The sequence below is a fragment of the Flavobacterium sp. DSR2-3-3 genome (genome assembly GCF_049896585.1).
Lineage (GTDB): Bacteria > Bacteroidota > Bacteroidia > Flavobacteriales > Flavobacteriaceae > Flavobacterium.
On sequence record NZ_JAFCUP010000003.1, the window covers coordinates 351,166 to 370,188 of the forward strand.

At 34.8% G+C, this 19,023-nt stretch carries 15 protein-coding genes and 1 pseudogene; 9 read left to right on the plus strand and 7 right to left on the minus strand.

Annotated features, from left to right (window positions below):
• Positions 1 to 37 precede the first annotated feature (37 nt).
• Positions 38 to 1,306 carry a sensor histidine kinase gene (locus ACP7AQ_RS06335; protein ID WP_426094838.1) on the minus strand — a complete coding sequence of 423 codons (1,269 nt, stop codon included), beginning with the start codon at positions 1,304 to 1,306 and terminating at the stop codon, positions 38 to 40.
• On the minus strand, positions 1,299 to 1,976 hold the full coding sequence (locus ACP7AQ_RS06340; protein WP_426094839.1) for a response regulator transcription factor: 678 nt from the start codon (positions 1,974 to 1,976) through the stop codon (positions 1,299 to 1,301). Before ACP7AQ_RS06340 ends, ACP7AQ_RS06335 begins: the two co-directional genes overlap by 8 nt.
• Positions 1,977 to 2,062: 86 nt before the next feature.
• Between ACP7AQ_RS06340 and ACP7AQ_RS06345 the strand changes: the two are divergent.
• Positions 2,063 to 2,838 (plus strand): annotated as a pseudogene (locus ACP7AQ_RS06345) (IS982 family transposase); the annotation flags it as partial.
• A gap of 383 nt (positions 2,839 to 3,221) precedes the next feature.
• Here the strand turns inward: ACP7AQ_RS06345 and ACP7AQ_RS06350 are convergent.
• From ACP7AQ_RS06350 to dinB, 4 genes are all read right to left on the minus strand, one after another.
• Positions 3,222 to 3,656: a DUF1810 domain-containing protein gene (locus ACP7AQ_RS06350; RefSeq protein WP_426091491.1), complete on the minus strand. Its 435-nt coding sequence runs from the start codon at positions 3,654 to 3,656 to the stop codon at positions 3,222 to 3,224.
• 237 nt (positions 3,657 to 3,893) lie between these two features.
• On the minus strand, positions 3,894 to 5,276 hold the full coding sequence (locus ACP7AQ_RS06355; RefSeq protein WP_426094840.1) for an exonuclease domain-containing protein: 1,383 nt from the start codon (positions 5,274 to 5,276) through the stop codon (positions 3,894 to 3,896).
• Positions 5,277 to 5,349: 73 nt separating this feature from the next.
• On the minus strand, positions 5,350 to 8,427 hold the full coding sequence (locus ACP7AQ_RS06360; RefSeq protein ID WP_426094841.1) for a DNA polymerase III subunit alpha: 3,078 nt from the start codon (positions 8,425 to 8,427) through the stop codon (positions 5,350 to 5,352).
• A 3-nt stretch (positions 8,428 to 8,430) separates the two neighbouring features.
• A complete protein-coding gene (dinB, locus tag ACP7AQ_RS06365; protein WP_426094842.1) occupies positions 8,431 to 9,612 on the minus strand; it encodes a DNA polymerase IV in 1,182 nt (393 codons plus the stop codon).
• Between the two features lie 89 nt (positions 9,613 to 9,701).
• Here dinB and ACP7AQ_RS06370 point away from each other — a divergent pair, with 89 nt between their 5' ends.
• Complete coding sequence (locus ACP7AQ_RS06370) at positions 9,702 to 10,484, plus strand: XRE family transcriptional regulator (RefSeq protein WP_426091495.1); 783 nt, start codon at positions 9,702 to 9,704, stop codon at positions 10,482 to 10,484.
• A gap of 497 nt (positions 10,485 to 10,981) precedes the next feature.
• Complete coding sequence (locus tag ACP7AQ_RS06375; protein WP_426094843.1) at positions 10,982 to 11,581, plus strand: tyrosine-type recombinase/integrase; 600 nt, start codon at positions 10,982 to 10,984, stop codon at positions 11,579 to 11,581.
• 102 nt (positions 11,582 to 11,683) lie between these two features.
• Here ACP7AQ_RS06375 and ACP7AQ_RS06380 read toward each other — a convergent pair whose 3' ends face one another.
• Positions 11,684 to 11,950, minus strand: a complete 267-nt coding sequence (locus ACP7AQ_RS06380) for a hypothetical protein (protein ID WP_426094844.1) — start codon at positions 11,948 to 11,950, stop codon at positions 11,684 to 11,686.
• Positions 11,951 to 12,232: 282 nt separating this feature from the next.
• On the opposite strand from ACP7AQ_RS06380, the gene ACP7AQ_RS06385 reads away from it, so the two are divergent.
• The 6 genes from ACP7AQ_RS06385 to ACP7AQ_RS06410 form a co-directional block, all read left to right on the plus strand.
• Positions 12,233 to 12,814, plus strand: a complete 582-nt coding sequence (locus ACP7AQ_RS06385) for a hypothetical protein (protein WP_426094845.1) — start codon at positions 12,233 to 12,235, stop codon at positions 12,812 to 12,814.
• A gap of 240 nt (positions 12,815 to 13,054) precedes the next feature.
• Positions 13,055 to 13,534, plus strand: coding sequence for a DUF5713 family protein (locus ACP7AQ_RS06390; protein ID WP_426094846.1), 480 nt, complete (start codon positions 13,055 to 13,057; stop codon positions 13,532 to 13,534).
• Positions 13,535 to 13,703: 169 nt separating this feature from the next.
• Complete coding sequence (locus ACP7AQ_RS06395; protein WP_426094847.1) at positions 13,704 to 14,354, plus strand: hypothetical protein; 651 nt, start codon at positions 13,704 to 13,706, stop codon at positions 14,352 to 14,354.
• 170 nt (positions 14,355 to 14,524) lie between these two features.
• The gene (locus tag ACP7AQ_RS06400) at positions 14,525 to 15,091 is read left to right on the plus strand and encodes a hypothetical protein (RefSeq protein ID WP_426094848.1); all 567 of its coding nucleotides are present in this window, start codon (positions 14,525 to 14,527) and stop codon (positions 15,089 to 15,091) included.
• Positions 15,092 to 15,772: 681 nt separating this feature from the next.
• The gene (locus ACP7AQ_RS06405) at positions 15,773 to 16,480 is read left to right on the plus strand and encodes a DUF6090 family protein (RefSeq protein WP_426094849.1); all 708 of its coding nucleotides are present in this window, start codon (positions 15,773 to 15,775) and stop codon (positions 16,478 to 16,480) included.
• A gap of 1,764 nt (positions 16,481 to 18,244) precedes the next feature.
• Positions 18,245 to 19,023, plus strand: a 779-nt coding sequence (locus tag ACP7AQ_RS06410; RefSeq protein WP_426094850.1) for a transposase, incomplete at its 3' end; no start/stop codon positions are given.

Consider the following 19,023-nt stretch of genomic DNA (forward strand, 5'->3'; position numbering starts at 1 on the left):
ACAAAATTGCGATTGGAGTTTGAAGAAATATTGAATTTTAGAATCGAATTTCAAAAATGTGTAATTTATCTTTGTAACTGTAAATAATTTCCCAATTGTTGTTCTCTACAATTTTCTTAATTATTGATAAGCCCAAACCATTCCCTTTCGAGGATGGATTTACTTTAGAAAAACGTTCAAACAATTTATCTGTTACGAGTGACTTTGATATTCCCGTATTGGAAAAAACTAAAGAATTCTCACGCAATACAACATTTATGCTTCCACTAACAACATTATGATTAATTGCATTCAGAAACAAATTACTGATCAAGATTTCAGACAAAAACATGTTCGTTTGAACGAATGTATCCGCTTCTAAATCTGTGTTGATACTTATATTTTTTGATAATGCCTGTTCGTTAAAAAAATCCAATTGATTTGTGATAACCTTATTAAAAAGAACCTTTTCAGGAATGTTATAGTGCTTGCTTTCTATTTTTGATAAAAGCAAAAGGTTTTTATTCAATCGGTTGAGCCTTGTCGTTGTATCATTTAATTTGTCCAGTATATCAAATTGTTCTTCCGTTACATCGTCTCTTTGCATTAATGTTTCCAATTTTCCTTTAAAAATAGCAATTGGTGTTTGCAGTTCATGAGCCGCGTTCTCAATAAATTCTTTTTGGCTTTTATAAATGCGTGTGTTTCTTTCAATTAATTTATTTATTGCCAGATTGAGTCGATTGAATTCCTCAATAGAATTTTCAGCTAATTTTGGATTGGAACTTTTGTCAATTTCAAATTTCTCTATTTGTTTGAGAGTGTCGTAAAATGGTTTCCAAAGCGTGATAGACAATTTTCTGGTAATGATGAATAAACCAATCAGAAGAATTAAAATAATGATGGTAAACACCATTAAAATACTGACAATAAAATCCTTGTTGTCAACTAGGTTTATTCTGGCAGTAAAAAGGTAGGGCTTATTATTAATTGTAACTGGAGCATTGAGTACCCGATAGGGTTCGTTTTCTTTATCCAAATTATTATAAAAACTATGGCTAAATAGCGTGTCTCCAGAAATTATTTTTTGAACTTTGACTATTTTTATATCCCTATTCCACTTATTCCAAACAGCAACATCCTTGTCTTTTAACTGCGGCGCAAACAACAGCTCAAATTCTTCTTTTTGAAGTAGTAAAGCTTCATCTGTTTCATGTAGATACAGTAATTGAGTTATATAAAAAAATAATGGCGCTGCTGAAAGCATCACTATTAAAGAAAATAAAACATAGTATTTTAGAGTAGTATGTAATAATTTTTTATTCATTGTTCCATTTGTAACCAATTCCGTAAACTGATTTTATGTAATCATTGCTTCCGGCATCGTTTAGTTTTTTTTTCAAATTCTTGATGTGGGCATACACAAAATCATGATTGTCCAGCATATCCGCCATGTCACCCGACAGGTGTTCAGCTATGGCACTTTTAGACAAAACCTTGTTTTTATTTCCAATTAGAAACAATAACAAATCAATTTCTTTTTTAGTACAGTCAATTTTCTTATCTCCAATTTTAACCGATTTTGCTAAAGTATCAATTTCAATTTCATTAAATTCAATTTTATTATTTCCGTCGAATTTTTTACGTCTTACCAAAGCCTGAATTCTTACCAACAGCTCTGACAGATGAAAGGGTTTTGTCAAATAATCATCTGCTCCAAGATTGAATCCCTCGATTTTGGTCTCTAACGTTTCTTTAGCCGAAATTATAATAATTCCCTCTGATTTATTTAGACTTTTCAATTCCTTTAAAATCGAAAACCCATCACCATCAGGAAGCATTAGATCGACTAAAATGCAATCATAATCATAGATAGTTATTTTGTCCAGCGCCGTTTGGTAGGTGCTTGCGGTTTCACAATGAATATCATTAGCTTTTAAATAACTTTTTATGCTGCTGGCAATATCAATTTCGTCTTCAATGATTAAAATTTTCATACTGCAAAGTAATGATTCAAATTTGAATGAAAATTGAATTTCGAAATTAAATTATTATTGTGTAATTGACATCTGCATCAATAAATTTAACAACTGAATTTATAGCTGTTGATAATGAGAATTTTCTATTCAAAAAGATTGATAAGCGACAAATTCCTAATTTAATTATGCGAAGTCATTTTAATAAAAGAAGACAAAAATTGTTTTTATTCTCAGAAGAAGTAAGAACCAAATTAACTGAAGGTTTTTAGAATTTAAAGATTATTATATTATCGGAAGTATGCCGTTGTAAATTTGCAGATTTGTTGGTCATGGGAAAATTAAAATCTGTAAAAATGAGTTTGAAACTATACCTTCAAAAAAATTTTGTGCTTCTCAAAAGAATAGATTTTACGGATATAAACTGCATAAAGTTTGTTTGGTCAAAGGGATTTTTTCATTTCTTTAATAGCACAAAAGCAGCCGTTCTTGATGTCTATTTTAAAAAAAAAATAAAACAACAAATGTCTGAATGTCTGTTGCTTGGAGTCAGAGGTCACTTGTCTCAAAGCATTCCATTAAATTTGTTTCAAACGGTAAATATCAAATGAGAAACTCCCAACAGAAAAAATCAAAATGACTTTAAACCACACTCTCATATTTTTACAAAATCACGGAAAAGAATCGAAACATTGTTTTCGCAATTACGTAACCAATTCAGAATTAGAATCAATTATTTTAAACTTTTGAAGGTTATAAAACAAGAATTTCAGCAAAAATAACAGCATTAAAATTGGTGAAATATATCACTAAATTTATTTTTGATCGACCAATAAATAATATCAAAAATCAAATCATTCGATCACACCTAACGAGTTATTAATATTTCAATTCCTGTCTCTGTACCCGTACCACTCAAAAAAATAGTTTGAAAATAAAAAACTGAAAAAAGAAAGCAAGTAGTACTAGGCTTATGGACGTGCAGAGCTATAAGTCCCGAAAGGTGACCAGTGCAACATAGCCATCATGCGCTCGCAGCATCCATGAGACATGACCTCAGCTTGCTTTTAGTCCGTTTTATATTAAAACTGTATTTAAAATCGTATCATTTTTCACAAAATAAAATCCGATATTAAAAAATATCAGATTGAGGCAATTGATTCAGGAATAGTTCTATCCGTACCATTGGTATTTACCGGACTGATAATATTTTCGTTAAAGAATAGTTTTTTTAGAGGATAAAACAGATGGTTAACTGGTTTTGGATTATAACTTAATCCTGTTTAGCAATTGTAGCGTACGTTCATCCGGTATGCTGTTAAAATATTTTTCCAAAACCTTAGCAAATACTGGGTTGGCATTTTCTATTGTCGCAAATAATGTCATGCAGGAGCGTAATTTTAAATCGTCTGGAGTTCCAAATATTTCTGAAGCTGTTTTTCCCTCAAGTTGAAGTACAACTAAAGAAATTTCAATCAGGTGTTGTCCCAAAACAGGATGTTGTAAATACTCAGTAGCTTCATTCCAATCTTTTATACCGTAAAAATGTGCGGTTTCACTCGAACCTAATCCTTTTAATTGGGGAAAGATGTACCACATCCAATGGGTGTCTTTTTTGCCTTTTTTTAGTTCTGAAAGTGCTTTCAGGTACACTTGATTTTGTGCTTCCAAGAAACGGATTAATTCGGTGTTGCTAGTCATTTGTTTATTTTGTTTGCCATTGGAAAATTGAATACCTAAGATACTTCATTATGTATGCCTCATCCAAGGTGTTTATTGAAAATTTGTGAGAGCAGTTGCAACATCTACTTGAAAATAAATTGATCTGCGAAGAAGTTCGTACAGGAATTTAAGACCTAGTCGGAACCTGCGAGTTTCGCCAAAACATACTGATGCTATAACTACCTGATGTAAATATTTAGATGCAATTGGAATGAATTATGATTCTTCCTCGGCTAGTTTAAAACGGACTTTGCCGGGATATTTCTCAGCATAAGCAAGGATTAAATCCACGCTGTATTGGTTGCTTTTGTATGAAGTAACATGATCTTTTATTTCAGAGGGATTGGTAAAACCAAGATCCGATGCAATATATCCCATGCCATAAAAGTGACCGTTTTCAATCCAAATGCAACTGCGTTCTTCAGCAGTCCTGCCTTTGTCTATAATGGCAAAGCTTGGCCTGTTTTTGACTAAAAAATCAATGGCATTTTCGACTTGCTCGTTGTGTAGTTCGACTTCGGGTAAATTGTCCCGGTCCGGTTTTGGGATAAATTCTCCGTGGTCGTCCATGCCGTAATTACAGAATCGGTTATCAATGCCAAATTGTTCGGATAAGCTGCGCAATACATTGATGCCTTTATACAAACTATTGAAAGACTCTATGCACGACTGAAATTTACCCAGCTTTCCAATGGCCAGGTATCTGTATCCGCTGCGGGCTTCATATTCATACAGCCCATACTTAGGGTCAAAGCGTTTGAGTGCCCTATTGTAGGTAGGCCACAGTTTCTTAATTTCAGTACATTCCAGCAATAGCGCCATTAATTCGGTAGCACAGACTTCAAAGGAAATACTGTGTATTTCTCTCAGGAAATTTTGCCTTTGTGGCGTGATATTGTGCCCACTGAAATGGGAGGCTACCCGTTTCTTTAAGTTAATTGCCTTTCCTACGTAAATAACTTTCCTTGTCTGATCATAAAAATAATACACACCTACTTTTTCAGGTAACTGCTCAAAGTCAGCAGGCGGTAGGTTAGGAGGTAAGCGCTGGTCTTGAGCAGTTTTTTTTATCATTTTTTCGATTACTCCTTCAATGTCCCATTCCAGCAGACGGGAAAATAGTATGGCTGTGGCATCTGCATCACCGCCGGCACGGTGTTGGTTTATCAAAGGGATGTCTAAGGATTGGCAAAGCCTGCCCAAGCTGTACGAAGCCAATCCTGACTTAATCTTTCTTGCTGCTCGAACGGTGCACAATTTTGGCGCGGTCCATTTGAATCCGCTTGCTTCGAGTTGGTGCCGAACAAACGAATAATCAAAGTTGACATTATGGGCAACGAAAATGCGTCCGGTAAGCATTTCTAAAACTTTTTCAGAAATGGCATCAAAAATAGGTGCATCCCGAACCATTTCATTGTTAATGCCGGTTAGCGAAAAAATGGCAAGCGGTATTTCTTTTTCTGGGTTGACGAGTGTTTCCCAGCGGTCGATTACGCTGGTTCCGTTATGAATAACAATGGCAATTTCTGTAATGCGACTGTTACTGGCATTACCGCCTGTGGTTTCTATATCTACTATTGCGTATTCCTGTTTTTTCATTTGGTATATAACGTGAATTGTATTGTTATTCTTGTGTAAAAGATTAAAGCAATTATATTTCTTCCTAAAAAGGTCAAACCGACTCTTTTTTTGCACCCACCTCCATTTTATGCCTCGGCAGATTAATCTCATGTTCCTGTGGATACGGTGCCCGATGGGTCATGCTGACATCTTCCCGAATTTGTTCATGAACTTTATATTGCCTATCAGAAGTGTTGGAATACCGCGGATCGGGGAGGAACGGCATTTTTGCCATTTTGGTAACCGTGATCGTAGGGAAATGATAGTCTACCTCTACAGTTCCTAAAAGCAAATAACAGCCACCGCCTTGGAACGGATATTTTTCCAGACTTTTTGTAAAATGTGCCGTATCGAAATATTCCCCCTCTATGTCTACCCAAGTTCCAAAATACATGGTTCCCATTTTGGTAGGTACATGTTTTCTTGAAATAAGGTAAGCCAGCATTTTAACCGTTTTTTTATGATGTTTTAGTAAATCTTTTGCCATTACGTCCCCCCGATATTTGGTTTGCAACAAATCGAAAGGAGTACAGGAAACCGGAAAACTCAATAGCTCGATTTCATCAAAAGCATCTTCAAAAGGGGAGCGTTCGAGTATAGGGAGTTCATATTCTTTGATTGGTTCCTGAAGCAGCATCAAGTTTCTATTTTCGGGTTTGAAATTGACTAAGATGAGTCTGGCAATCACCAGCAATTGGTTTTTTGTTTTTCCCGTAAAGCGGAAGGCTCCGATAAAAATCAAAATTTGTATGCCTTCAATACCGATGGGAATGCGGTTGATGAAATCTTCCAATGATTTGAATTCGCCTTGTTCCTCCCGTTCTTTAACAATACCATACGCTACTTTACTTTCCAAACCTTCCAAATGCATGAAACCGAGATAGACGTCGATGCCATATACCGTAGTTTCATACTCGCTCTTGTTTACACAAGGATTCTGAATGGTTGCACCCGACATTTTGGCTTCATGTACGTATACTTCGGTACGGTAAAAACCACCCTGATTATTGATCACCGCTACCATGAATTCAATAGGGTAGTAGACTTTTAAATACAAGCTTTGGTAACTCTCGACAGCATAAGAGGCAGAGTGCGCTTTACAGAACGAGTAGCCGGCAAAGGATTCAATTTGTCGGTATATTTCTTCACTCAACTTTACAGAATGTCCTTTTTGGGCACAGCAGGCAAAGTAATTGTCCTTGACTTTTTGCAAAGCAGCTTTGGAGCGTCCTTTTCCACTCATGGCCCGACGCAGAATATCTCCATCGGCTGCCGGAAGTCCTGCATAATGTAACGCAATTTTTATTACATCTTCCTGATAGACCATCACCCCATAAGTTTCGCCTAACTGTTCTTTAAAAACGTCATGAAAATATTCAAACTTATCGGGATGGTTGTGCCTGAAAATATATTCTTTCATCATACCGGATTGGGCTACGCCCGGGCGAATAATGGAGGAGGCTGCTACTAAGGTTTTGTAGTTATCGCATTTCAGACGGCGCAACAAGCCGCGCATGGCCGGGCTTTCGATATAAAAGCACCCAATTGTTTTTCCATGGCTTAGAAAATGATTGGCCTTCTCCTCATTTTTTGATATAGCAGTATCCCGGATATCGACTTTAATTCCCTGATTTTTTTCAATCAATTTCACACTGTCATCGATGTGACCAATTCCGCGCTGACTCAGGATGTCAAATTTTTCAAAGCCGATGTCTTCGGCAATGTGCATGTCAAACAATACGATTGGAAACCCTTTTGGAGGCATTTCCAAAGGCGTATAATTGGTAATGGGTTCTTCGGAAATCAGGATTCCACAGGAATGCATGCTGCGTTGATTGGGGTATTTTTCGAGCAACATCCCGTATTCCTGTACTAACTTTACTATTGGGTTTTTATCATGTAACGCCATTGGGTTTTTAGCCAATGCATCCAATTCTTCTTTGGGCAAACCAAAAACCTTACCCACTTCCCGGAATATGGAACGGTATTTAAATTCGACATTGGTTCCACAGAAGGCAACATGATCCGCACCGTAGGTATCAAAAATATATCGGAGAATGGTATCTCGTTCTTTCCAAGACCAATCAATGTCAAAATCAGGTGGACTTTTGCGGTTTACATTGAGGAAACGTTCAAAATACAAATCCAGTTCAATAGGGCAGATGTCCGTGATGCCCAAACAATAACTCACGATACTGTTGGCACCACTTCCCCGACCAATGTGTAAAAAGCCCTGACTCATGCTGTATCTAATGATGTCCCACGTGATCAGGAAATAGCCACTGAATGCAAGCTGATCAATCACCTTTAATTCTTTTTCCACTCTTGCTGTTGCCTGCAAATTATTGGCACCGTATTTTTTGATTAATCCTTCGTGAGCCAACTTCGTCAAAAGCTGCATGTCGCTTTCCCTGCTTCCGGAATAGTATTTTTTGTTTTTGGGCGTTTTGAAGTCGAATTCAAAATGACATTGATCCATCAACTTTTGCGTGTTTTCGATAATTTGCGGATACTCCTCAAATTTCGAAAGCAGTTCCTCCACAGGAATCATTACTTCAGATGTTTTGCAATAATCGTCCAAAGTCAATTTGGACAAGATAACATTGGTATCAATAGCTCGAAGGATTTTATGCAGGTTGAATTCTCTTTTAGTCCGGAAGGTGACGGATTGCAAAACCACCATTTTGTCAAGCAAAGCTTTCCATTCCGGTAAAAATAATTTGGGAAGCTGATCCGGAGCAATGCCTATATATTCATGATCTTTTAGTTCTGCTGGCTTATTTTCGAAAGGATAAATAATGACTACTTTTTTAAAATCAGGAGCGGATATTGGTAGAGGAGTATTTTCGAAATTATTTTTGGTCAGAAAGCGGTTCATTTCGGCGAGCCCATCGGCATTTTTAGCCAAACCGATATAACGCAGTTGATGGTTGTAGCGAAATTCGATACCCACTATTGGTTTTATCCCAAGCTCGTGGCATGCTTTTGTAAAATCATAGATACCGGTAACCGTATTAATATCCGTTAATGCCATTGTCTTAACACCACAACCAACCGCCTGCTGTATGAGATCCAACAGCGGAATAGTGCCGTAGCGCAGCGAATGAAAAGAATGACAGTTGAGGTACATGAGTTATATTTTGCGTTTTAAAATCTCGGATTTGTTATTGGGTTTAAATGTTGCGCCGGCACAACGCATTACGGCATCAAAGCCATACCGGCTTTTCATTTTGTCCATGGCTTGATACAACGATAGCATTTCTTCGGTGTCCTCAAATAAATTGATTTGATAGGTTCCACGAACGAGTCCACTGAAACGAATTCCGATTAATCGCAGTCGCATTCGACGCTGGTAAACTTTATCAAATAAATCGGTAACGGATTTAGTCAGCATGTGATCGGCTGAGGTATAGGGGACTTTGCATTGTTTGGTTTCAGTATCAAAATTGGAATACCGTATTTTAATAACTACCGTGGAAGTCAGCCATTCTTCGGAGCGCAACTGAAAGGCCAGTTTTTCGACCATTCCGATCAGTATTGATTTTAGTTTTGGAATGTCAATGGTATCCTGACTAAAAGTATGTTCCGTTGAAATGGATTTCCGTTCGGTATACGGTTCCACTGGATTGGTATCGATGCCATTGGCTTTCTTCCAAATGTCGATGCCATTTTTACCGATCATTCTTTGTAAAACTTCGGCAGGCATTTCTGAAAGCGTCTGAATGGTACGGATTCCAATTCGGGATAACAGCTGAAAAGTCACATCGCCCACCATGGGTATTTTTTGAATCGAAAGCGGATTTAAGAAAGACCGTACTTTATTTTCCGGTATTTCCAAGTTTCCTTTGGGTTTGGCTTCGCCAGTACCAATTTTAGAAACAGTTTTGTTTATCGATAATGCAAAGCTTATTGGTAATCCTGTTTCTCTGGTAACGGATTGTGCTAGTTCGTTGGTCCATTTGTAACCCCCATAAAATTTATCCATTCCAGTAATATCAAGGTAAAATTCATCGATGCTTGCCTTTTCTACAATAGGTGCTTTTTCTTGGATCACTTCGGTTACGTCATGCGATAATTTGGAGTACAATTCCATATCACCTTTCATCACTTTTGCCTGAGGGCAGAGGCGGAGTGCCATTTTAATAGGCATGGCGGAACGCACTCCGAAGGTACGGGCTTCATACGAACAAGAAGCCACTACGCCACGATCCCCGCCACCAATAATTAAAGGGATTCCTTCCAGTTTTGAATTTCCCAGTCTTTCGCAGGACACAAAAAAAGTATCCAAATCCATGTGTACAATTGCTCTTTCCATCTTCTTTTCGTTTTTTATACTTTACAAAATTAGTACAGATGATAACAAATTTGTCTATATTTGTTGTTACAAATTATAACAAAATACCTATGTCTTTATTTTCCGACAACATCAGGAACCTTAGGGTGCAACAAAAGATTTCACAAGAAAAGCTGGCTGAATCGTTAGCAATAACCAGGGGCAGATATGTCAAATATGAAGATGGAACCTCGGAAGCCCCGTATGAAATACTGAAGAAAATAGCCCATTACTACCATATTAGTATAGACCTATTGCTATCTGTGGATGTGAGGAAAATTCCTTTGGACAATTTGTTGAAACTTGAGGATAATAGAATATTATTGCCTATTACAGTGGATTCAGCCGGAGATAATTTTATTGAAGTCGTTACGCAAAAAGTAAAAGCCGGGTATTTGAATGGGTATGCCGATCCGGAATATATTGAAAGTCTGCAGCAAATTTCATTGCCGTTTTTGGGCTCGGGCAAGCACAGGGGTTTTCCGGTGGAAGGAGATTCGATGCCACCACATGCAGATGGTTCCATAATCGTTGGGCGGTATATTGAAAAGTTAGGAGACGTCAATGATGGTAAGACCTATATACTGATCACCAAAAATGAAGGTATGGTATACAAGCGATTGAATAAAAACAAAAAGAATGTACTATTTGTGGAATCAGACAATAGTTTTTATCCGGTTTATGAAGTCAAGGTTTCCGACATTCTTGAAATTTGGGAATACGTGTGCAACATTGGACTCACAGATAAAAAACAGGAATTAACGGAAACGGCAAGTGTGACCGACATGTTTTTGGAGTTGAAAAGAGAGATTAAAGATTTGAAATTAGGTATTAATAAACAGACGATACAATAAAAAAATTATTCTACAAATAACAAAAATGCACTTTGTGAACTGGACAGCAAAATTGATAAAATATAGAAACGAAAGTAGAATTGCAGTTTATTTTGATAAAAAAGGCTGATTTAATCGCCCGTACCTGATTGCGGGCAGGCAGGTAAAACACGTAGAGGGAGCGAGATGGAGTCAGCAAAAAACAGTGTGGCACATTCCGGATAAAACTGAAAACAGAGCACGCGTTAAAATAGAATCTTTGGCAAATTCGCTGCAATCGGCGGAAGGGATAATACAAATTGAAAAGTTCAAGCAATGGCTTCGTTCTAAGCGTTACAGTGAAAGTACCATTGATACTTATAGTGAATCTTTAAAATCGTTCTTGATCTTTACTGAAAAAACCCGCTGCAGAAATCAATAATGAAGATGTTATTATTTTTAATAACGACTATATATTGAAAAAGAAGCTTTCCGCTTCGTATCAGAATCAAACTGTAAATGCAATAAAGCTGTTTTTTATGACAGTCAGAGCAACAAAAATTGAAGTTGATAAAATTCACCGACCAAAACGAGCTAAACTTTTACCCAATGTATTAAGCAAAGAAGAAATAAAATTGATATTAAATGCTCATAGTAACATCAAACATAAAATGATGCTTTCATTGATTTATAGTTGTGGCCTGCGTTGTGGCGAATTATTGGCTCTCCAGCCCGTTCACATAGATTCGATGCGGAATATTGTATTGCTTAAAAATTCAAAAGGCAAAAAAGACAGGATAGTCCCATTAAGCCCAAAAATTTTAGAAATGCTACGGGAGTATTATAAAGTATTTAAACCCACAACGTATTTATTTGAAGGACAAATCAAAGGAAAGCCCTATGATGATAGAAGCTTACAACAAGTTTTAAAACAAGCCATACAAAAATCAGGAATCAGAAAACCCGTTACTTTGCACTGGTTACGCCACAGTTATGCTACGCATTTACTTGAAAGCGGAACCGATTTGAGGTACATTCAAGAATTATTGGGACACAATAGCAGCAAAACGACCGAAATATATACCCACGTAAGTACAAAAAGTATCCAACAAATAAAAAGTTCTTTTGATGATTTGTAATAAAAATATTATTTATACATTTGATGAAAATACGCTACTCCGTAGCGACTATACATCCTAAATTGGGTAGATTGTCGCTACTTTGTAGCGAGTATATACAAGTTAGCAAACATTGCACATAGCAGCTCTATCTTCAGAAGAAAGAGGGGCTATGTACATTATGCTTTCTTTTTCATTATGAGAAATTAAGTGAGGATTTTTATCTATTAAGCAATTTGTACATATCCAAACTTTAAACTCCCATCCAGTATTTAAATTCCATTCTCCTTTATCAATTGCGTGAGGAGCAAAACCATTGCAAAATTTGCAAGAAAGCAACGATTTGCTAACACTCGTTTGCACGCATTGCGGATTTTGTGGTTCAATCATATTTTCGTTTCGCATCATATTTATTTTAAATTAGAAATTTTATTTTCACGAAGCCCGCAACGACGAGCAAGCGAGGGGACGTTATATGAAACCCTTGAGCTACACGAAACGGCGAAAATCTGTAAAAAATTAAAATATAACTTAGACCAAAATAAAAAAATAACCTTACAAAAAAATAGAAGATCGACTTACTATTAAAGCCACAATCATACCGAAATTAAAAATGAAAGATTTAACTTTGGTAAAGCAAGAAAAACACTCTTTTTTTTAAAAAAAATAAAAATGAAAAAGCTAATTTATCTATTAATAATTGTTTTTCTTTCTTCATGTGAATTAAATGTCGGAATTGCGGAGAACAAAAAAGTTTATTATAAATTCAAGAGTAGTGATTTTGATGTAATACCTACAAAATACAGCCAAATAGGAAATAATAATATCTATAAAAACTCCAGTGGTGAAAGAATCGAAATTAAAAATGATTTATATGAAATTAATGAAAATGTATATTTAAATGGTGATTATTTTGGAACGGAATATTATAATGATAAACTGTTTATTAGGTTAAACATTAAAGGCTACATAGATTTAGATTTTTATATAAGTAAACTTGAAAATGATTTATTATTTTATAAAATTATAATCGGTCAGTATTTTTATATAAATTACCCAAAAGACAATAATTTATTATTTGAAAAAAACATTAATAATATTTCATTTAAAAAAGTTATGATTTTTGAACTATCGAACGAAGCAGTTCTTAACATAAATAATGTAAAAATTAATAAAATATACTTCGATTTAAAAAGTGGAATCATTGGATTAGAAGATTCCTTAAATAATAATCAATTTTGGATTACAAATTAAAAATCAATCTAATAACATTACTTCTTTAGCTATTAGTTTTATAGCTTACACTTGTAAACACAGAATAAAGATAAGAAAAATAATAAAAGGGCATCATATAACAGCTAGTAAGCAATATTCGGGAATCAGGCTAAAATGAAAATGGTTTTGTACTTGGAAATAGTGTGATAATCCGAATAATTTGCTTTATTTAGCCCGACCATCGCCTACTAGCGGGACGTTAGCACTAATTTTATAAAGATGAAAAAACATATTATCGTAATAATTTCTCTGATTTTGTTTTCTTGTAATGGTCAGCAAGTGAAAAATCAAAACACAATTATAAAACAAGAAAATTTGGAAAACGAGAAAATGAAAAATCAAAGCATAATTGTAAAACAAGAAAATTTAAAAAACGAGAAAATGAAAAATTATGCTTATTTAAAAGATATGTATGCTGATTCATATTTCCCAAAATTTCTCGTTGACAAAGTGAAAACAATTCTTACTGAACTATGCATTGATATTGAAAAAACATCGCCGAAAAATCTTGAAGAACTTTATAAGTTAACACATACAGCGACTATAAAAATAAATGATTTACAAAATGAATTCTTTGAGCATAACAGCGAGATTGAAACTGGTGCTAGAGAATCGATTGGAGCAGACTTTGACTTTATAGCAAAAGCATATGGATTCAATGCTGATGTAGAAGAACTGATTGCTCCCAGAGAATGGTAAAAAAACTAGTGCTAACAGCTAGTAAGCAATAGTCGGGAATCAGGCTTAATGGAAAAATGGTTTTGTATTTGGGAAATTAGTGATAATCCGAAAAACTGTCTTTACTTAGCCCGACCATCGCCTACTAGCGGGACGTTAGCGGTTACCAGTTCGAAAAACAGAAATATATATGAAAGAAGAATTTATAACATTTGAAAAATTTAATCACCAAAATTCAGCAAAAGAATTAGGCGAATTAATAGCTGAACAAAATATTGATTTTTTGCTAGAAGACAATTCTTTGAGTTTCGACCCAACTTTTGCTAACAATGGTTTTGGGAAAGAATATTGTATAAAACTCAAGAAAAGTGATTTTGAAAAAGCCAATAAAATATTAGCTGATAAATCAGAAAACGAAATTCATGACATTGATAAAGATTATTATTTGTTTAGTTTTTCCGACGATGAATTAATTGACGTGGTTTCAAAAAGTGACGAATGGAATAAATTTGACGTTTCACTTGCTAAAAAACTACTTAAAGAAAAAGGCAAAGAAATTACACCCGAAGAAATAGAAAAAATTAAACAGCAAAGAATTTTAGAATTGTCAAAACCCGAGGAAGGTCAAAAAATCTATATAATTGTAGGATATTTAACAGCATTTTTGGGCGGATTATTGGGGATTTTTATTGGTTGGCATTTGTTAACTTATAAAAAAACATTACCAAATGGAAGCCGAATTTATGCATATTCAGAAAATGACAGAAAACAAGGAAATCGAATTTTAATAATCGGTGGAATATTTTTAGCGTTTTGGATTATAATTAGAATTCTGACTTAAACCGCATACTCTGGCAACCGCTAACACTTGCTACAAGTGATTTGAATATTTGGCTTGATGGGAAAATAGGTTTGTATTTGGGATGATTTGGCAAATCCGAAAATAAGGCTTAATTTAACCCCAAACCACTTGTAGCAAGGGAACGTTATGCAATATTTTAAGAAAAAAAAATGACGAATTGGAAAGAATATATTGATAACTTTTTTAATCTCTTAAATGTAGAATTTGAAAAGAAAACTACTCAAAATTTAATAACTTATGTTATCAATGGAGTTTATCTTCAATTTGAGTTTCTTAATGCAAACTCTTTAAACAAAATAGAAATTGGAAAAGAAATTGAAAATTTTAGGTCAAATTATAAAATCATTTTTGACAAAGAGAAACCTAAAAATTTTTTAGTAAAACAAAATTGTTGGGAAATTGATTCAAAATTAAGTTATCAACTTGAATTCAATGAAATTAACATTGGAAACTTAAAAAGTTTTTTAAAAATATTGATTGAGAAAGGTTGGACTGAAAAAATTTACGAATATGGAAAAACCGAATACAAAAACGAATTAATTATCGAAAATCAAACGTTTGTAATTTCTTTAAAATCTAATATGGAACAAGATGTTCCGCTTTTATTTGATTCAATATTAAGAAGAATTGAAGATATATGGTTTGACATAAACCTGAAATCAAAAAAGAAAATCATAATAAACATAATTGAGCCTTCAAAGAAAAACATCGCATAACAGCTGTTTTGAGCTAGCTGGAGTTTAGTGGAATTACCGTTTCGCATCAAGTTATCGTTAAGCCGAAAATTGAGCGTTTACGAACTTCCAGCCATCTCAAAGCAGCGATACGTTACTGGAGACTTGTGCCGAAATTACGCAGGTAACTCCAATTTGAAAATAAACATTTGTTTTCGCAGAAAGTTGACAAAGCAGAAGCGTGAAAGTTGGAATTTGCCAACAGAAACTTGATGAATTGGAAACTGAAAAGCAGAAGCGTGAAAGTTGGAATTTGACAGCGGAAACTTGAAAAGTTGAAACTTGAAAAACAGAAGTGTGAAAGTTGGAATCTGACAACAGAAACTTGAAAATTTCTTGCTTAGATTTTTAATACAAAAAGTGAATTATACAAAATAATACGCCGAAAATTACGAACCAAAAAGCAGAAACTCGAAAATTGGATTTTGCCAACAAAAGCGTGAAAGGTTTGCGGTTTAATTGTAATTTCGACAAAACAAGCCTCCAGTAACAGCCATTTTGAGCTAGCTGGAATTTAGTGGAATTATCGTTACGCATCAAGTTTTCGTTAAGCCGAAAATTGAAAGGTTACGAATTTCCAGCCATCTCAAAGTGGCATAACGTTGTGCGTCACTTTCGAGCAACAGAAAACCGAAACAATAATAAATAATTATAAAAGTAAATATGAAAGAAGAAATAATAAAACACTCAAAAAAAATATACACAGAGATGAATAATAGCGAACATTCCTTCAAAGAAAAAGTAAAAGAAATACTTACTGAAATTTTAATCATTGTATTTGCAGTTACACTTTCTATTTGGCTTCACTCTTGGAGCGAAGAAAAGCATCAACGGAAAGATGCACAAACATTTTTAATTGGATTGAAAGAAGATTTACAAAATGACATTTCAAACTTAGAAAACACAAAAAATTTATTAAATGAAACTCAACAACAAGTATCATTTGTTTTACATCTTACACCAGAAAAAATAGACAGTATTAAAGCTAATCATCAACAGATTAATTCAGGAACAAATTTCATTAATACATTAGTGAATAATGGTCGATATGAAGGATTTAAATCTAGTGGAAAAATAAATACTATTGAAAATCAAAACATAAGAAATAAGGTTTTGGGTTATTATCAGCAAACTATTCCACAAATAGCCCTTGTCGAAGATTCATACGAAAAACTCACTTCAAGATATGTAGATTTATTAATGTATGGAAAAGAAGATGAAGATATCAATACAACTTTACTGAAAAAGAAGACAAAGATTATTTTGTCGGGAATTGATAATTTTACCAAATACAATAAAAAATCTTATCAAAACGCAATTAACGAAGCAAGAGAAATTATAAAAGAAATTGACAAAGAACAGAATAAATAAAAAAGCGAACGCACAACAGCTGTTTTGAGCTAGCTGGAGTTTAGTGGAATTATCGTTTCGTATCAACTTTCTGCAAAACCGAAAGTTGAATGTTTACGAATTTCCAGCCATCTCAAAGCAGCAAAACGTTACTGGAGACTTGTGCCGAAATTACGCAGATGAAAACAATCAGAATATAAGCATTTGTTTCCGCAAGAAGTTTACTAGCAGAAGCGTGAAAATTGGAACTTGCCTGCAAAAACTTGAAAAGTTGAAACCTGAAAAACCAAAACTTGAAAATTGGAATTTGCTAACAGAAACTTGAAAAGCGGAAGCGTGAAAATTGGAATCTGCCAACAGAAAACTGAAAAGCAAAAACTTAAAATTTTTTGCGCAGAATTTTAAAGCGAAAAGTAAATAATTGAAAATAAAACATTGAAAATTACGAACCGAAAATCACAAACGTGAAAGTTGGAACTTGCCAACAGAAGCGTGAAAAATTTGCGGTTTAATCGTAATTTCGACAAAAACAAGCCTCCAGTAACACACGCTACAAGCAATTTGGGGATTTGGCTTAATGGAAAAATTAGTTTGTATTTGGAAGATTTGGCAAATCCGAAAGATAACGCCGATTTAATCCCAAACTGCTTGTAGCGCGAGAACGTTACTGGAGACTTGTGCCGAAATTACGCAGGTAACTCCAATTTGAAAAAAAACATTTGTTTTCGCAGAAAGTTGACAAAGCAGAAGCGTGAAAGTTGGAATTTGCCAACAGAAACTTGATGAATTGGAAACTGAAAGGAGAAGCGTGAAAGTTGGAATTTGACAGCGGAAACTTGAAAAGTTGAAACTTGAAAAACAGAAGTGTGAAAGTTGGAATCTGACAGCAGAAACTTGAAAATTTCTTGCTTAGATTTTTAATACAAAAAGTGAATAATAGAAAATAATACGCCGAAAATTACGAACCAAAAAGCAGAAACTCGAAAATTGGATTTTGCCAACAAAAGCGTGAAAGGTTTGCTGTTTAATTGTAATTTCGACAAAACAAGCCTCCAGTAACAGCCATTTTGAGCTAGCTGGAATTTAGTGGAATTATCGTTACACATCAAGTTTTCGTTATGCCGAAAATTGAAAGGTTACGAATTTCCAGCCATCTCAAAGTGGCGAGACGTTACTGAAGACTTGTGCCGAAATTACGCAGATGAAAACAATCAGAATATAAGCATTTGTTTCCGCAAGAAGTTTACTAGCAGAAGCGTGAAAATTGGAACTTGCCTGCAAAAACTTGAAAAGTTGAAACCTGAAAAACCAAAACTTGAAAATTGGAATTTGCTAACAGAAACTTGAAAAGCGGAAGCGTGAAAATTGGAATCTGCCAACAGAAAACTGAAAAGCAAAAACTTAAAATTTTTTGCGCAGAATTTTAAAGCGAAAAGTAAATAATTGAAAATAAAACATTGAAAATTACTAACCGAAAATCACAAACGTGAAAGTTGGAACTTGCCAACAGAAGCGTGAAAAATTTGCGGTTTAATCGTAATTTCGACAAAAACAAGCCTCCAGTAACACACGCTACAAGCAATTTGGGGATTTGGCTTAATGGAAAAATTAGTTTGTATTTGGAAGATTTGGCAAATCCGAAAGATAACGCCGATTTAATCCCAAACTGCTTGTAGCGCGAGAACGTCAAACTGTCTAATAACCTCCTTTCTCCCTGTTAAATAAATTGTACTAAAAATCGTTCAAATAATTTGCATAACTCGTTGGTTTTTATTATATTTAAGGATGAAATTCATCAACGGAATTAACAGAAACCAACTCCCGCTTTTTGCTTCATCGATTGATGATGCCATTGCGCAAGACAACGAAATCAGGCTCATTGACCTTTTTGTAGACAGTCTTAAACTCGCTGATTTTGGATTTACTTTCGATTTTGTCGAAAACGGAAGACCCGCTTATCATCCTTCGGATTTACTCAAACTCTTTATTTACGGCTATCTCAATCGCATGCGTTCCTCCAGAACTTTGGAGAAAGAGTGCAATCGCAACATTGAACTCATTTGGCTTTTGAAAGGTTTGGTTCCTGAGCACAACACCATTGCTAATTTTCGTAAAAACAATCCCAAAGCCATTGCGCGCGTTTTTCGTGCAACGGTAAAACTCGCCGCTCACTTTGAACTCATTGGCGGAAGCCTTGTCGCTGGTGACAGTACCAAACTTCGAGCGCAAAACTCCAAGAAAAATAATTTTAATTCTAATAAAATAGAACGTCACATTGCCTATATCGATGCTAGACTGCAAGAATATAACGCGGCTTTAGCCAAAGAAGATGGGGATGTTTTAGAAAAACAAATTATTGCAAAAAAGATTAAAAAACATACCATTCAGAAACAAAAATACATTGGGTATCAAAACACCATCGATACTACAGGGGTTACCCAAATTTCGACTTCGGATCCTGATAGTCGCCAAATAATGACGCGAAACAACATCTCGGAAGTGGCCTATACGGTACAAACTACAGTGGATGCGCTGCATAACATTCCAATTGATTTCAAGGTGAC

What these genes read in the sequence shown, in the direction of transcription:
- ACP7AQ_RS06335 (WP_426094838.1), bottom strand. Translation starts at nt 1,306, where the DNA reads ATGAATAAAAAATTATTACATACTACTCTAAAATACTATGTTTTATTT.
- ACP7AQ_RS06340 (WP_426094839.1), bottom strand. Translation starts at nt 1,976, where the DNA reads ATGAAAATTTTAATCATTGAAGACGAAATTGATATTGCCAGCAGCATA.
- ACP7AQ_RS06350 (WP_426091491.1), bottom strand. Translation starts at nt 3,656, where the DNA reads ATGACTAGCAACACCGAATTAATCCGTTTCTTGGAAGCACAAAATCAA.
- ACP7AQ_RS06355 (WP_426094840.1), bottom strand. Translation starts at nt 5,276, where the DNA reads ATGAAAAAACAGGAATACGCAATAGTAGATATAGAAACCACAGGCGGT.
- ACP7AQ_RS06360 (WP_426094841.1), bottom strand. Translation starts at nt 8,427, where the DNA reads ATGTACCTCAACTGTCATTCTTTTCATTCGCTGCGCTACGGCACTATT.
- dinB (WP_426094842.1), bottom strand. Translation starts at nt 9,612, where the DNA reads ATGGAAAGAGCAATTGTACACATGGATTTGGATACTTTTTTTGTGTCC.
- ACP7AQ_RS06370 (WP_426091495.1), top strand. Translation starts at nt 9,702, where the DNA reads ATGTCTTTATTTTCCGACAACATCAGGAACCTTAGGGTGCAACAAAAG.
- ACP7AQ_RS06375 (WP_426094843.1), top strand. Translation starts at nt 10,982, where the DNA reads ATGACAGTCAGAGCAACAAAAATTGAAGTTGATAAAATTCACCGACCA.
- ACP7AQ_RS06380 (WP_426094844.1), bottom strand. Translation starts at nt 11,950, where the DNA reads ATGATTGAACCACAAAATCCGCAATGCGTGCAAACGAGTGTTAGCAAA.
- ACP7AQ_RS06385 (WP_426094845.1), top strand. Translation starts at nt 12,233, where the DNA reads ATGAAAAAGCTAATTTATCTATTAATAATTGTTTTTCTTTCTTCATGT.
- ACP7AQ_RS06390 (WP_426094846.1), top strand. Translation starts at nt 13,055, where the DNA reads ATGAAAAAACATATTATCGTAATAATTTCTCTGATTTTGTTTTCTTGT.
- ACP7AQ_RS06395 (WP_426094847.1), top strand. Translation starts at nt 13,704, where the DNA reads ATGAAAGAAGAATTTATAACATTTGAAAAATTTAATCACCAAAATTCA.
- ACP7AQ_RS06400 (WP_426094848.1), top strand. Translation starts at nt 14,525, where the DNA reads ATGACGAATTGGAAAGAATATATTGATAACTTTTTTAATCTCTTAAAT.
- ACP7AQ_RS06405 (WP_426094849.1), top strand. Translation starts at nt 15,773, where the DNA reads ATGAAAGAAGAAATAATAAAACACTCAAAAAAAATATACACAGAGATG.